The organism is Streptomyces sp. NBC_00637, from assembly GCF_045161545.1.
Taxonomy (GTDB): domain Bacteria; phylum Actinomycetota; class Actinomycetes; order Streptomycetales; family Streptomycetaceae; genus Streptomyces.
In genome coordinates this window covers 1,731,456-1,745,926 of sequence record NZ_CP109046.1, presented here as the reverse complement: position 1 = coordinate 1,745,926, position 14,471 = coordinate 1,731,456, and the positions used below count along the sequence as shown (strand labels likewise).

Sequence of the window (14,471 nt, the reverse complement as noted above, 5' to 3'; positions counted from 1 at the left end):
ACGGCGTCGCGGACCAAAGGTGTCCGCAACTCCCGCTACGTTGCCGTACATGACGAAGACGACGTACCCGGCGGGCCCCGTGCTCGGCGCTCGTGCCCTCAACCGCGCCACGCTGGAGCGGCAGTTGCTGCTGCGGCCGGCGTCGATGTCCGCCGGGGCCGCCGTGGAGCACCTGCTCGGGCTCCAGGCACAGAACGTCAAGCCGCCGTACTACGCGCTGGCCGCCCGGCTCGACGGCTTCGTCCCCGAGCGGCTGTCGGCGCTGATGGCGGGCCGTGAGGTGGTCCGTATCGTCAGCATGCGTTCCACCATCCACACCCACACCGCCGACGACTGCCTGACGCTGCGGCCGTTCGTCCAGCCCGCCCGCGACCGTGAGCTGACGTACTTCCGCAAGGGGCTCGGCGGCGTCGACCTCGACCGCCTCGCCGCCCTCGCCCGCGACCTCGTCGAGGCCGAGCCGCGCACCATGAAGCAGCTGCGCGAAGCGCTCTCCGCCGAGTGGCCGGACGCCGACCCGCCGTCCCTGGCCGTGGCCGCCCGCTGCCGTCTGCCCCTCGTGCAGGTCACCCCGCGCGGACTGTGGGGCAGGAGCGGGCAGGTCGCGCTCACCACCGCCGAGCACTGGCTGGGCCGGCCCGCGCTGCCCGCCCCGACGGCGGACTCGGTGGTCCTGCGCTACCTGGCCGCCTTCGGTCCGGCCTCCGTCAAGGACATGCAGACCTGGGCCGGCCTGACCCGGCTGCGCGACGCCTTCGACCGCCTGCGCCCGCGGCTCCTCACCTTCCGTGACGAGCACGGCGTCGAGCTCTTCGACCTCCCCGACGCGCCGCGCCCCGACCCGGACACCCCGGCCCCGCCCCGCTTCCTCCCCGAGTTCGACAACCTCCTCCTGTCCCACGCCGACCGCACCCGGGTCGTCCCGGCGGAGTACCGGGGCCGCTCCTGGCAGGGCAACCAGGCGTACTGCACCTTCCTCGTCGACGGTTTCCTGGCGGGCGTGTGGAGACTGGAGCAGGACGCCCTGGTCGTCGAACCCTTCGGCACCCTCACCGGCGCCCAGCGGCGGGACGTGGCCGCCGAGGGCGAGCGGATGCTGGCCACCGTGCACCCCGGGCAGCCCTACGACATCCGGTTCGGGACCGTCGTACGGACGTGACCACCGTGGCCCCCGGCATACGACAAGCCCCCACCGGCGACCGGTGAGGGCTTGGAGAGGGGGCGCTGCGGGCCGCTCGTGGAGGCTCGCAGCGCCCCCCGGTCTTTCCCTGAGGGGTGCTCAGGAGATCTCGGGAACCGCTGTGCGGTGACGGACTACGAGTTGACCTGCGTCGTCACCAGGCTGGAGAAGGTGGTCAGCCGGGTGTACACACCCGGGTAGCCGGCCTCCGCGCAGCCCTCGCCCCAAGAAGTGATGCCTGCCAGGACGCCCCCGATGAGCAGGGGACCGCCGCTGTCGCCCTGGCAGGTGTCTACGCCGCCGGATGTGTATCCGGCGCAAACCATGTCGGTCGCGACGAAGTCGGAACCGTAGGAGCTCTTGCAGCTGGTGTCGGACACGATCGGGACGGTCGCGGTCCGCAGCTGGTTGGAGGAACTGCCGCTCTCCGAGGTGGTGCCCCAGCCGATGATGCGGGCGGTGGTGCCGGCCGCGTACACACCGGTCTGGGACGAGGAGACGTACGACGCCGTGGTGTAGGGCATCGACGTCGACAGGGTCAGGACGGCCACGTCGTCACCGTTGGTGGCGTCCGTGTAGCTCGGGTTGATCCAGATCTTGCTGACCCGGCTGACCGTGCCGTTGGTGCCGTTGAGGTAGGTGCGCCCACCGACGACGCGCACGCTGCTCGTGGTCTCGCCGACCATGCAGTGGGCGGCCGTGACCACCTTGGTCGCCGAGACGAGGGTGCCGCCGCAGAACTGGTTCTGCGAGGCGTCCGTGATCTGCATCATGAACGGGTACGTCGTGGTCGTGGTCGTCGTGCCGCCGACGATCGGCTGCGGCGCTGCGACAGCGGTGGGGGCGCTGAGCAGTGCGGTCGCCGCGGCCGCGGCGGTCGCCGCGAGGACCGCGGCGGTCTTCTTGAACCGGTTGAGCCCGAACATGGATCTCCTCGGTGGGGATTGCCGGTGGGGGGTCGCACGGGTGTGGGGGGTGCACGGGGGTCGCGGGACCGACCCCCGTATGCCCGGGCGAGCGGCACGTCCCTTAAGCTAGGTCCCGGCACCCGTTCCCCCCAATGAGGGAACCCCCTAAGGGAGTTGGGGCAGGGAAAACCCTCGGTCGGCTCAGGCACGTCACAGTCGCCGCCGAGGGGGTGCTCAGAGAATCCGCCGCACGGGGCCGCGGCACCCGCTGAGGGTGGGGAGCCCTCAGGGGCAGTTAACCCGCGGATTCCTCACTTCGCGTGACGCCCCGCCGCCAGTCGGACGATGTCCACCCGGGAACGGATCCCCAGCTTGCGGTAGACCCGGGTCAGGGTCGCCTCGACCGTCTTGACGCTGATGAACAGACGCGCGGCGATCTCCCGGTTGGTCGCGCCCTCCATGACGAGCGAGGCGACCTGACGCTCCATCGAGGCGAGCCCCTCCAGCGCGTCGGACGGGGGAGCCGTCTGCCGGGGCACGGCGGCCGTCCCGGGCGCGACCGCCGCGGCCGCCGCCTCCACCTGGCGCAGCCAGGGCAGCGCCCGGCAGCGCCGGAACAGCCGCGCCGCCTCGTCGTACGACGTCGGCCCCGGGCGCCCGGTGCGCAGCAGGGCCAGCGCGAACGCCGCCCGCGCCTCCTCCAGGCCGTATCCCAGCTTGGCGAGCCGGTCCTGAACGGACGTCAGCCGGGACAGCGCCGCCTCGTGGTCGCCGCGTGCCGCCCGTACCATCGCCTCCGCCCGGTCCAGCACGGCCAGCACGCTCTCCCGGCCGAGCCTGAGCGCGTGCTCGCGCGTGACGTCGACGACGTCCTGGGCCTCGCCCGGCTCGCCGATGCGGACCAGCGCCTCGGCGAGGTCGCCGTGCCAGCGGCCCCGGGCGGGATCGGTGATGCCCAGGCCCTGCTCCAGCTCCCGCACCCGGCGCAGCGAGCCGACCGCGCCGGCCGCGTCCCCGGCCACCAACTGGGCGTGGCCCAGTGCCGCCAGCGCCCGCGAGACGTACATCTGGTCGCCGTCCTCCTCGGCCTTGCCCGCCGCCTCCCGGGCCAGCGCCAGCGCCCGGTCGACGTCGCCGCCGGACGCCTCGGCGAGGGAGGCCAGCATCGCGGAGGCACCCAGACCGATCCCGGAGTCCCGGGCCAGCCGCAGGCTCTCGCGGGCCAGGTCGAGGGCGCGCCCGCAGTGCCCGGAGCGCAGTTCGGTCTCGGCGAGGAAGCGCTGGAAGTGCACCTCGCTCTCGACCATGCCGCGCCGGCGCACCTCGCGCAGCAGCGCGGTGATGGTCGACCGGGCCTCGGGCAGCTGATCGCTCATCAGCAGCCAGCGGAACCGGGCCGCCCCGGCGCCGTTGTGATGGCACGCCACGTAGGGGTCCTGGGGTTCCCTCAGGGCCCGCTTGATGGTGGAGGGGGCGTTCGGGTGGCCCATCAGGGTCTCGGTCGAGGCCTGGAAGGAGAGCGCCATCAGCTCGGTGCGCCGGTCGTGCCCGCGGGCCGCCAGGTCGGCCGTGTGCGCGGCCTCCTCGCGGGCCTCGGCGAAGTCGCCCTCCACGATCAGCTTGCGCCAGGCCAGCCGGTAGTGGACCAGGGCGAGCAGCCGCGGGTCGTCGCCGGCGTCGGCGAGGGCCTGCGGGAAGACGGCGTCGACCTCGCCGAGGGACTGCCCGGCGGCCTCGATCACCACCTCCCAGGCCCGGATCCGCTCGGCGGGCACGGTCGCGCGGGTCAGCACCTCGCGCGCGATGTCCCGGGCGAGGTCCACCTCACCGGCGGTGATCGCGTCCTCGGCGGCCTGGAGCCGCCGGTCGTCCGGGGCGGTGGGGCCGTCCGGCGGGGTGTGCCGGGCGGCGAGCAGGCCCAGTGAGGCGGCGACCGAGGGTGCGCCCCGGTCGCGGGCGAGCGCGGCGGCCTCGGCGAGCCGGTCGGCGACCTCCGGGTCGGTACCGGTGGTGGCCAGGGCGAGGTTGCGGGCCCGCTCGATCGGATCGGAGGCGGCCGTGGACAGCGCGGCGTGCGCGGCCCGGCGCTCCTGGGCGGGCGCCTCCGCGTACAGCGCGGCCGAGATCAGCGGATGCGCGAACCGGACGGCCGGACCCTCGGGCTCGGTCGCCAGCAGCCCGAGCGCCGCCGCCTGCGCGGTCTCGGCCTCGGCGTTCTCGCGGCCGGCCGCGTGCAGCAGCGCCAGGGTGGGGCGGGCGCCGGCGCTGGCCACGAGCAGGGTGCGGCGGGCCTCGTCGGACAGCATGTCGAGACGGCTGAGGACCAGGGCGCGCAGCGAGGTCGGCACCGGCAGGGGTTCGCCGGGCCGGGGCGGTGTCGGGCTCTCGCCGAGGGCGCGGCCCAGCTCCAGGGCGAAGAGCGGGTTGCCGCCGCTGGTGCGGTGGATCTCCCGCATCGTCGAGCGGGGCAGGTCGGTGTAGCCGCGGTGGTCGAGCAGCGCGGAGACCTGGGCGCGGGAGAGGGGGTTGAGCCGGACGGCGAGGGTGTCGGGCGGGGACGCGCGTAGATGACGGTCGTACTCCTGCTCCTCCGTCCGCACGGCGCACAGCAGTTGGACGGGGGTGTCGCCGAGGCGGCGGGCGGCGAAGCCGAGGAGTTCGGCGCTGGCCGAGTCCAGCCACTGGAGGTCGTCGGCGACGAGCAGGACGGGACCCGCGGCGGCGAGGGCGCGCAGGGCCGACAGCACGGCCAGCCGCAGGGCCAGGCCGTCGCGTTGCAGAGTCGATTCGCCTCGGCCGGTGAGCGCCGACTCCAGGGCCGTGCGCTGGGCGACGGGCAGCTTGTCCGAGATCTCGTCCAGGACGAGGCCGAAGAGGTCGGCCAGAGCCAGGAAGGGGAGGTGGGATTCGGACTCGGTCGCCGAGCAGCGCAGGACGGTGTGGGCCGCCTCGCCGTAATCCGCGGCCAATGCCCGCAGCACGGTCGACTTTCCTATTCCGGCCGGGCCGTGCAGCAGCACACTGCCGCCACGTGTCAGCTGGTCACGGGCGGCCGTGAACAGCTCGTCCCTGCCGATGACCAGGTCGGGGCGGCATCTGGCAGGCTCCTTGAAGTCCCGTCGCACGGTCACCGCTCCCCTCCGAGTGTCGTGTCCGGGCCAAATTCTAGGCATCGTCCCTTTGAAATTCGGAGACGCGGCGTGGTGAGGCATATAACAACGTGCCGCATAGGGAAATTCATGGAGACGACGAATGAATGGTCACTTGTCGTGAGGGGCCTCCCTGGCTGGATGTGATCGCTGCTCCAGGTATCTTGCACCGCCCGCGCTACGGGCATGTTGCGCGCCCCGCGTTCAGGGCAGCAAGCCCGCCCTCCGGGCCGCGACCACCGCCTCCCCCCGGGTGCGTGCGCCCAGCCGGCGCATCGCCGACCGCAGATAGCCCTTGACGGTCTCCGGGCGCAGTCCCAGCCGCTCGGCCGCCGCCGCGTTCGTCGCCCCCGCCGCCACCCACGCCAGCACGTCCAGCTCCCGCGGGGCCAGGGTCACCGGCTGTCCCGGCGCCCGCTCCGGCGGCTTCGGGGTCAGCAGCCCGCAGACCTCCAGCAGCTCGGCGCGCAGACCCGGATCGGCGATCCGCGGGGCCAGAGCGCGCAGCGCCGTGTGCGCCTCGCGCACCTGCTCCCAGCCGGCCCCCGCCCCGGCGCCCGGACCCGGACCCGGCCCCGCGCCCGCCGAGCCGGGCCTGGCCGCCGTCAGCAGGTCACGCGCCTCGTCCCCGACCACCAGCGCCTGTTCGACGTCCCGCGCCGCCTGTACGGCCGCGGTCAGCGTGCGGTCGCCCAGCGGCTGCGCCGTGCGCAGCGCCCCGTACAGCACTCCGCGCACCCGGCGCCGTACGACCACCGGGATCGCCAGCACCGAGCGCAGACCCTCGGCGGCGACGGCCGCGTCGTACTCGTGACTGATCTGCCGGGAGAGGGAGTAGTCCGTGACCGCGCACGGGCGGGCCAGCGCCACCGCCTTGCCGCCGAGACCGTTGCCGGAGGTCACCGCCAGTCCGCGCAGCGCCAGACCGGCCGCGCCGCTGAACTCGCTGATCCGGATCCGCTGCCGCCCAGGCTCCACCAGACCGCCGAAGGCGACCGGCAGCCCCGTCACCCGCCGCAGCCGCGCCAGCGCACCACGAATCTCCACCGTTCCGGCCGCGTCTGCCGCCACGTTCTCGCCCTTTCCGCGCGGCTTGGTGCCGCACACCCCCGTCCGGGGGTAGTGAGACCTGCATCACGGATTACACGATGGCAGAGAGCCGCCCGGCAATGGTCCGGCACCACGGGAGTGCGCCGCAGGGGCCGAAAGCGCCCCCGGAGGCGCACGACCGGGCAAGCCAAGAAAGCACGGAGGACAGATGACGACGGCGACGGCGACGGAGCGTTTCCGCAGAGCCCGCGACTTCCTGCTGGCACACCGCGAGGACTACACCACCGCGTCCGAGGGTTTCGAGTGGCCCCGCCCGGAGCGGTTCAACTGGGCCCTCGACTGGTTCGACGCCGTCGCCGACGGCAACGGGCGCACCGCCCTGCACATCGTGGAAGAAGACGGTTCCGAAACCCGTCTCAGCTTCGCCGAACTCTCCGAGCGCTCCGACCGGGTCGCGAACTGGCTGCGCGAGCGCGGCGTCGCCGCCGAGGACCGGATCCTCGTCATGCTCGGCAACCAGGCCGAACTGTGGGAGACCGCGCTGGCCGCGATGAAACTGCGCGCCGTGGTCGTCCCGGCCACCCCGCTGCTCGGTCCCGCCGACCTCACCGACCGCGTCGAGCGCGGCCGCATCCGGCACGTCCTCGTCCGCACCGAGGACACCGGCAAGTTCGACGGGGTCCCCGGCGACTACCGGCGCATCGCGGTCGGCGGCGCACCCGAGGGCTGGCAGCGGTTCGAGGACGCCTACAGCGCCCCGGCCGGCTTCACCCCGGACGGCCCCACCCTCGCCGACGACCCGCTGATGCTCTACTTCACCTCCGGTACGACCGCCAGCCCCAAGCTGGTGGAGCACACCCACACCTCGTATCCGATCGGTCATCTGTCGACGATGTACTGGATCGGGCTCCAGCCCGGCGACGTGCACCTCAACATCTCCTCGCCCGGCTGGGCCAAGCACGCCTGGTCCAACCTCTTCGCCCCGTGGAACGCCGAAGCAACCGTTTTCATCCACAACTACACCCGCTTCGACCCGGCCCGGCTGATGACCGAGATGGACCGCGCGGGGGTCACGACGTTCTGCGCCCCGCCCACCGTCTGGCGCATGCTGATCCAGGCCGATCTGACCCAGCTGCGGACCCCGCCACGCGAGGCGGTGGCGGCCGGCGAGCCGCTCAATCCCGAGGTCGTCGAGCAGGTGCGGCGCGCCTGGGGGGTGACCGTCCGGGACGGCTTCGGGCAGACCGAGACGGCCGTGCAGATCGCCAACAGCCCCGGACAGGAACTGAAGACCGGCTCGATGGGCCGGCCCAGCCCCGGCTACCGGGTGGAGCTCCTCGACCCGGTCTCGGGCGCGCCGGGCGCCGCGGAGGGGGAGATCGCGCTGGACCTGGCGGCCCGGCCGGTCGGCCTGATGACCGGCTACCACGGGGACGCGGACCGTACCGCGGAGGCGATGGCCGGCGGCTACTACCGCACCGGCGACATCGGCAGTCGCGACGAGAACGGTTACATCACCTATGTCGGCCGGGCCGACGACGTCTTCAAGGCGTCCGACTACAAGATCAGCCCCTTCGAGCTGGAGAGCGCGCTGCTGGAGCACGAGGCGGTCGCCGAGGCGGCCGTCGTGCCCGCCCCGGACGCGCTGCGCCTCGCCGTGCCCAAGGCGTACGTCGTGCTCGCCGAGGGCTGGGAGCCGGGCCCCGACACGGCGAAGGTGCTGTTCGAGCACTCCCGCGAGGTCCTCGCCCCCTACAAGCGCGTGCGCCGCCTGGAGTTCGCCCCGCTGCCCAAGACCGTGAGCGGCAAGATCCGCAGGATCGAGTTGCGAGAGGCGACCGCGGCGGGCTCGCCGGACGAGTACCGCGAGGAGGACTTCCGATGAGCGAGGCGTCGAACGCGCGGGACACGGATGTGTCGTACGCGCACGGGACGAGCGGGACCGCGCTGCTCGGGGACACCATCGGCGCCGACCTGGACCGGACCGCCGCGCGTTGGCCGGACCGCGAGGCGCTGGTCGACGTGCCGTCCGGGCGCCGCTGGACGTACCGGCGATTCGTCGAGGACGTCGACCGGCTGGCGTACGCGCTGCTCGCGAGCGGGGTCGCCAAGGGCGACCGGGTGGGCATCTGGGCGGTCAACTGCGCCGAGTGGGTGTTCGTCCAGTACGCCACCGCCCGCATCGGCGCGATCATGGTGAACATCAACCCGGCGTACCGCACGCACGAGGTCGAGTACGTGCTCCGACAGGCCGGGGTCTCCGTACTGTTCGCCTCGCTCGGTCACCGGACGAGCGACTACCGCGCGATGGTCGAGCAGGTACGCGGCAACTGCCCGCAACTGAGGGAGACCGTTTTCATCGGGGATCCCAGCTGGGGCGCGCTGCTGCGGCGCGGAACGCCCGATCTCCAGGAAACTTTCCGCACCCGCAGAAACGAGTTGTCCTGCGACGACCCCATCAACATCCAGTACACCTCGGGCACCACGGGCTTCCCCAAGGGGGCCACCCTCTCCCACCACAACATTCTCAACAACGGTTACTTCGTGGGCGAGTCGATCGCCTACAGCGAGCAGGACCGCATCTGCGTCCCGGTGCCCTTCTACCACTGCTTCGGCATGGTGATGGGAAACCTGGCGGCCACCTCGCACGGCGCCTGCATCGTCGTCCCGGCCCCCTCCTTCGACCCGAAGGCCACGCTGGAGGCGGTCCAGCAGGAGCGGTGCACCTCCCTGTACGGCGTCCCGACCATGTTCATCGCGGAGTTGAACCTGCCCGACTTCGCGACCTACGACCTCTCCTCCCTGCGTACCGGCATCATGGCGGGCTCGCCCTGCCCGGTCGAGGTGATGAAACGGGTGGTCGCCGAAATGAACATGGCGGAGGTGTCGATCTGTTACGGCATGACCGAGACCTCGCCGGTCTCCACCCAGACCCGCCGCGAGGACGACCTCGAGCACCGCACCGGCACCGTGGGCAGGGTCCTGCCGCACATCGAGGTGAAGGTCGTGGATCCGGTGGACGGCGTGACCCGACCGCGTGGCGTCGCGGGCGAACTGTGCACCCGCGGCTACAGCGTGATGCTCGGATACTGGGACGAGCCCGAGAAGACCGCCGAGTCGATCGACGCCGCACGCTGGATGCACACCGGGGATTTGGCGGTGATGCGCGAGGACGGTTACGTCGAGATCGTCGGCCGCATCAAGGACATGATCATCCGGGGCGGGGAGAACATCTACCCGCGCGAGATAGAGGAGTTCCTCTACGGCCACCCGAGGATCCGGGACGTCCAGGTCGTCGGCGTCCCGCACGAGAAGTACGGCGAGGAGGTCCTCGCCTGCGTGATCCCGGCCGACGGGGCGGACCCGCTCTCGCTGGAGGAACTGCGCGCCTACTGCGAGGACCGGCTGGCGCACTACAAGATCCCGAGCAGGCTGCGGATCATGGAGGCCTTCCCGATGACCGTCTCGGGGAAGGTACGCAAGATCGAGCTGCGCGAGGAAAACGCTCTCTGACGTATGTTTCCCGGCCCCGGGCCCTTGGCTTCCTCCGGGTTCGTTCAGCTGCCTCGGGTGGCGAGGGCGTCGGCCATCGCGTTCACGGGCTGCGGGGTGCCCGTCAGGTCCAGGACGAAGAGGGGGACACGCAGTCGGTCGGCGCGGGCGCGGGCGTCCTCGGCGTACCCGGCGAGGGAGAAGTAGACGCAGTCCGCGGATTCCGTCATGGCCGTCAGCCAGAGGCACTCCACGTCCCGCAGTGAGGCCGGGTTCACGCTGGGGTCCACCTGGGCCACGAGCCCGCGGGCGGCGAGGCCGATCCCGGAGGTGGGCCGCTGATCGGCCCGCCGGATGTCCGCGTGGCCGAGCCAGTTCAGATAGAGCGCGGCGGCGGTGACCGCGTCGCGAGCGGTACGGATGGCGACGGGTCGGAAGGCACGCCGTTGCGCCCCGGGTTCCGTGTGCGTGTGCGTGTGCGGGTGCGGGTGCGGGTTCAGGTCCGGCTCCAGATCCGGGCCTGGTGCCGGCGTCCGTGCGGAGGGCGGCGGGGGTGTCGACGTCGATGTCGGCGCGGTCGTGTCCGGCCCCGGGCCGGGCCCCCGCCCCCGCTCCGGGCTCGGCTCCCGCTCCGGCCCCCGCTCCGGCCCCGCCGTCCGCCGAACCCCTGGCCCCGGCTCGGGCCCCTGCTCGGAATCGGGGGTCGGGTCGGTCACCGGGATGCGTATCACCGCTCCGCAGGCGCAGCCCAGTTCGGGGTGTGGCCACTGGTGCCGGCGGCCGCAGCCGGGGCACCGCAGGGCGACCCACTCGTCGTCCCACACCCGGTGCGTGACGGTCGTAGGCGTCGTCCGCCGGTCGAGTACGGGCGTGACGGGAGCACCGCACGCGCACGGGTAGCAGGGCGCGGTGTAGCGGCGCTCGCGCCGACAGGCCGGGCAGCGCACCGGCACGCTCTCGGGCATGCGCCCCATCGTCCTACTCCGGTCCCCGCTTGTCCGTCTCTTGACGACCTTCGCGTGCCCACTTACATTGCTTCCAGATAGCAGAAAGTATTTTCCGCATTACGGAAGTAGTGCGGAACGCTGGAACCGAAGGAAGGGCTCACCGCGGGGCGCGACGGGAGAGCGAATCCGACAGCAAGCAGCTGAAGCAGTCGAAGCAGGAGTAGCCCATGGCTCGTATGACCGCTGCCCGCGCGGCAGTCGAGATCCTCAAGCGCGAGGGCGTCACCAGCGCGTTCGGTGTCCCCGGCGCGGCGATCAACCCCTTCTACGCGGCACTCGAGGCCTCCGGCGGCATCCGTCACACCCTCGCCCGTCATGTCGAGGGCGCCTCGCACATGGCCGAGGGCTACACCCGTGCCCGACCGGGCAACATCGGTGTCTGCGTCGGTACCTCGGGCCCGGCCGGCACGGACATGATCACCGGGCTGTACTCCGCCATCGGCGACTCCGTCCCGATCCTGTGCATCACCGGCCAGGCCCCGACCGCCGTGATCCACAAGGAGGACTTCCAGGCCGTCGACATCGCCTCGATCGCCAAACCGGTGACCAAGATGGCGGTCACCGTGCTGGAGGCGGCCCAGGTCCCCGGCGTCTTCCAGCAGGCCTTCCATCTCATGCGCTCCGGACGGCCGGGCCCGGTCCTGATCGACCTGCCGGTCGACGTCCAGCAGACGGAGATCGAGTTCGACATCGACACATACGAGCCGCTGCCCGTCTACAAGCCGGCCGCGACCCGGGCGCAGATCGCGAAGGCGCTCTCGATGCTGAACGCGGCCGAGCGCCCGCTGATCGTCGCGGGCGGCGGTGTCATCACCGCCGACGCCACGGAACTCCTGCTCGAATTCGCCGAGTTGACGGGCACTCCGGTGATCCCGACGCTGATGGGCTGGGGCGCGATCCCCGACGACCACGAGCTGAACGCCGGGATGGTCGGCCTCCAGACCTCGCACCGCTACGGCAACGCGACGTTCCTGGAGTCCGACTTCGTCCTCGGTATCGGCAACCGCTGGGCGAACCGGCACACCGGCCGCGTCGACGTCTACACGGCCGGCCGTACCTTCGTCCACGTCGATGTCGAGCCCACCCAGATCGGCAGGATCTTCGCTCCGGACTACGGGATCGCCTCGGACGCGAAGGCGGCTCTGGAGCTGTTCGTCGAGGCGGCGAGGGAGTCGAGGGCGGCGGGCACGCTTCCCGACCGTTCCGCGTGGGCGGCCGCCGCGCAGGAGAAGAAGGCGACCCTCCAGCGCCGTACGCACTTCGACGACATCCCGATCAAGCCGCAGCGCGTCTACGAGGAGATGAACAAGGCCTTCGGTCCCGAGACCCGGTACGTCACCACCATCGGTCTCTCGCAGATCGCGGGCGCCCAGATGCTGCACGTCTACCGCCCGCGCCACTGGATCAACTGCGGCCAGGCGGGGCCCCTCGGCTGGACGATTCCGGCGGCGCTGGGCGTGGCGAAGGCCGACCCGGAGGCGCAAGTCGTCGCCCTCTCCGGAGACTACGACTTCCAGTTCATGATCGAGGAACTGGCGGTCGGCGCGCAGCACAAGATCCCCTACGTCCACGTCCTGGTCAACAACTCCTATCTGGGGCTGATCCGGCAGGCGCAGCGGGCGTTCGACATCGACTTCCAGGTCAACCTGGAGTTCGAGAACGTCAACTCGCCCGAACTGGGCGTGTACGGCGTCGATCACGTCAAGGTCGCCGAGGGCCTCGGCTGCAAGGCGATCCGGGTGACGGACCCCGCGGAGCTGGGGGCCGCCTTCGAGCAGGCCAAGAAGCTTGCCGCCGAGTTCCAGGTGCCGGTCGTCGTCGAGGCGATCCTGGAGCGCGTCACCAACATCTCGATGAGCGGTACCAACGACATCGGCAACGTGGTCGAGTTCGAGGACCTCGCCACCGAGCCGGGTCACGCGCCGACATCGATCAGGACGCTGAAGGTCTGACGCCGAAGATCTGACACCGACCGTCTGACGCTGACGGTCCGACGCGGCTCGTCGTCGCGCAGGGGTGGCCCGTCCGGGGGACGGGCCATCCCTTGCCGACGTCCCACCGCGCGTGAGCCCACCGTCGGAGCGGGGCCCGCCGCCCCCGTGTCGGCGGGCCCCGCGTGACCACAATGTGCCCTCACCCAGGGGTGGTTGAAGCCTGCTGAGCCGAGTTCAGAGGTTGATTTGAGGTTGTCGGCCCGGTCTGCACCCCGGTCTACTCCCCGGTCCGCTCCCCGTGCGGCCGCCCGTGCTCCTCCGACAGTCCCGGCCAGTCGTCGGGCCCGCCGCCCTGCCATTCGATGAGGTCGCTCTCCTCCACCTCGATCCGGTCCAGGTCGGCCAGGCGAAGGATCTCGACGACGTCGTCGAGGTGGGACGCGACCCCGAGAACGGCGTCACCGGAGGTGACCCGCCGAGACCCGTCGAGCGCCGGAGGGTGGACCACGATGTGCGGAAACTGCGGCGAATCGTTCATATGCGTATTCATCACCAGGTCGAGGGCCTTGTCCACGGGCAACGCGTGGCGCTCCCTCGTCGGTCCTGCTGACGGGGGAGCGCGGGCACGGGCGGCCGTCCGACGGCGCGGGGCCGGCCGTGACAGGACGTCCGGAGCTCGTGCGCGGCCGACGTGCGGTGAGCTCGCGGCGGGAGGTCATGTGCCGCCGTCCGTGCGGTCGGGGCTCGCTCTCAGAGCTTTCCGGCGTTCGTGCCGCGCTTCGGTGTTCTCGTCGAAGTCCTCTTCTTCCGCGGGTCCGGGAACGCGGTCGCTCCCGGTTGCCGGTTGCGCGGTGCCGGCGCCGGGAGGGTGATGACGGCGAGGCAGGCGACGACCAAGGTGACGCCGGTCCAGCCGGTGGCGGGGAGGCGTTCGCCGACGACCGCGACGGCGAGGACGGCGGCGACGGCCGGTTCGAGCAGGGACAGTGTGGTCGCGGTGCTGGCGGGGACGCGAGCGAGCCCCCGGCCGAACAGGACGTAGCCGACGAACATGGGGATCAGGGCCATGTAGGCGCCGACGGCGGCGTCGGACCACGAGTCGACGAGAGGTGCGCCGGTGACCGCCAGGACGGGCAGCAGGACCAGGCCGCCGATCCCGAAGACGGCGCCCATGGCCGCGTGGGAGGGAATCCGGCGGGCGATGAGCCGGTGCGCGGACCAGGCGTAGAGGGCGTAGGTCGTGGCGGCGACGAGCCCCAGACCGGTGCCGAGCAGCGTCGCGGCCACCGATCCCCCTTCGGCTCCGACGTCGGCGTGGGAGGCCTCGGCGACGCACAGCAGGAGCGTGCCGAGCAGGCCGAGTGTGGCGGCGAACGTCCAGCGGCGGGTGAGCCGGCGGCCGTCGACGACGCGTTCGATCAGAACCGAGGCGAGCGGGGCGGTACCGATCGACACCACGGTGCCGACGGCGACTCCGGCCAGGTGCATCGAGCTGTAGAACGCGAGGGGATAGACCGCCACCGAGCCCGCGCCGAGCAGTACCGTGCCGCGCCGCTCGCGCAGTCGGGAGGCGTGATGGACGATCCCCGGGGCGGCGATCAGGGCTTGCAGGAGTCCGCCCAGTCCCATGGCGACCGCGCCGATGGCGAGCGGACCCACGTTCGGGGCGAAGGTGGCGGCTGTGCCCGTCGTGCCCCACAGCACGGAGGCTGCCAGCACGCACAGTGCCCCCATGGCCGTGGACGAGCCGG

At 72.0% G+C, this 14,471-nt stretch carries 10 protein-coding genes; 4 read left to right on the top strand and 6 right to left on the bottom strand.

Features of this window, described 5'->3' with window-relative positions; translation table 11 throughout:
• Positions 1-49 precede the first annotated feature (49 nt).
• Entirely contained in the window at positions 50-1,159 is a 1,110-nt protein-coding gene (locus OG440_RS07455; RefSeq protein ID WP_406006034.1) for a winged helix DNA-binding domain-containing protein, read from the top strand.
• Between the two features lie 155 nt (positions 1,160-1,314).
• Here the strand turns inward: OG440_RS07455 and OG440_RS07450 are convergent, their stop codons facing one another.
• From OG440_RS07450 to OG440_RS07440, 3 genes are all read right to left on the bottom strand, one after another.
• Positions 1,315-2,106 (bottom strand): S1 family peptidase, encoded by a 792-nt coding sequence (locus OG440_RS07450; protein ID WP_406006033.1) that lies wholly within the window; start codon positions 2,104-2,106, stop codon positions 1,315-1,317.
• Positions 2,107-2,399: 293 nt separating this feature from the next.
• Positions 2,400-5,219 carry an AAA family ATPase gene (locus OG440_RS07445; RefSeq protein WP_406006032.1) on the bottom strand — a complete coding sequence of 940 codons (2,820 nt, stop codon included), beginning with the start codon at positions 5,217-5,219 and terminating at the stop codon, positions 2,400-2,402.
• A 222-nt stretch (positions 5,220-5,441) separates the two neighbouring features.
• The gene (locus OG440_RS07440) at positions 5,442-6,308 is read right to left on the bottom strand and encodes a LuxR C-terminal-related transcriptional regulator (protein WP_406006031.1); all 867 of its coding nucleotides are present in this window, start codon (positions 6,306-6,308) and stop codon (positions 5,442-5,444) included.
• Between the two features lie 187 nt (positions 6,309-6,495).
• Here OG440_RS07440 and OG440_RS07435 point away from each other — a divergent pair, with 187 nt between their 5' ends.
• Together OG440_RS07435 and OG440_RS07430 are read left to right on the top strand one after the other, a co-directional pair.
• Positions 6,496-8,172 (top strand): AMP-binding protein, encoded by a 1,677-nt coding sequence (locus OG440_RS07435; RefSeq protein WP_406006030.1) that lies wholly within the window; start codon positions 6,496-6,498, stop codon positions 8,170-8,172.
• Complete coding sequence (locus OG440_RS07430) at positions 8,169-9,800, top strand: AMP-binding protein (protein ID WP_406006029.1); 1,632 nt, start codon at positions 8,169-8,171, stop codon at positions 9,798-9,800. Before OG440_RS07435 ends, OG440_RS07430 begins: the two co-directional genes overlap by 4 nt.
• A gap of 44 nt (positions 9,801-9,844) precedes the next feature.
• Here the strand turns inward: OG440_RS07430 and OG440_RS07425 are convergent, their stop codons facing one another.
• Complete coding sequence (locus OG440_RS07425) at positions 9,845-10,744, bottom strand: hypothetical protein (protein ID WP_406006028.1); 900 nt, start codon at positions 10,742-10,744, stop codon at positions 9,845-9,847.
• A gap of 209 nt (positions 10,745-10,953) precedes the next feature.
• Here OG440_RS07425 and gcl point away from each other — a divergent pair, with 209 nt between their 5' ends.
• Entirely contained in the window at positions 10,954-12,738 is a 1,785-nt protein-coding gene (gcl, locus tag OG440_RS07420) for a glyoxylate carboligase (protein ID WP_406006027.1), read from the top strand.
• A 259-nt stretch (positions 12,739-12,997) separates the two neighbouring features.
• On the opposite strand, the gene OG440_RS07415 is transcribed toward gcl, so the two are convergent.
• Together OG440_RS07415 and OG440_RS07410 are read right to left on the bottom strand one after the other, a co-directional pair.
• Positions 12,998-13,258: a hypothetical protein gene (locus OG440_RS07415; RefSeq protein ID WP_406011290.1), complete on the bottom strand. Its 261-nt coding sequence runs from the start codon at positions 13,256-13,258 to the stop codon at positions 12,998-13,000.
• 212 nt (positions 13,259-13,470) lie between these two features.
• A complete protein-coding gene (locus OG440_RS07410) occupies positions 13,471-14,439 on the bottom strand; it encodes a DMT family transporter (RefSeq protein WP_406006026.1) in 969 nt (322 codons plus the stop codon).
• Positions 14,440-14,471 lie beyond the last annotated feature (32 nt).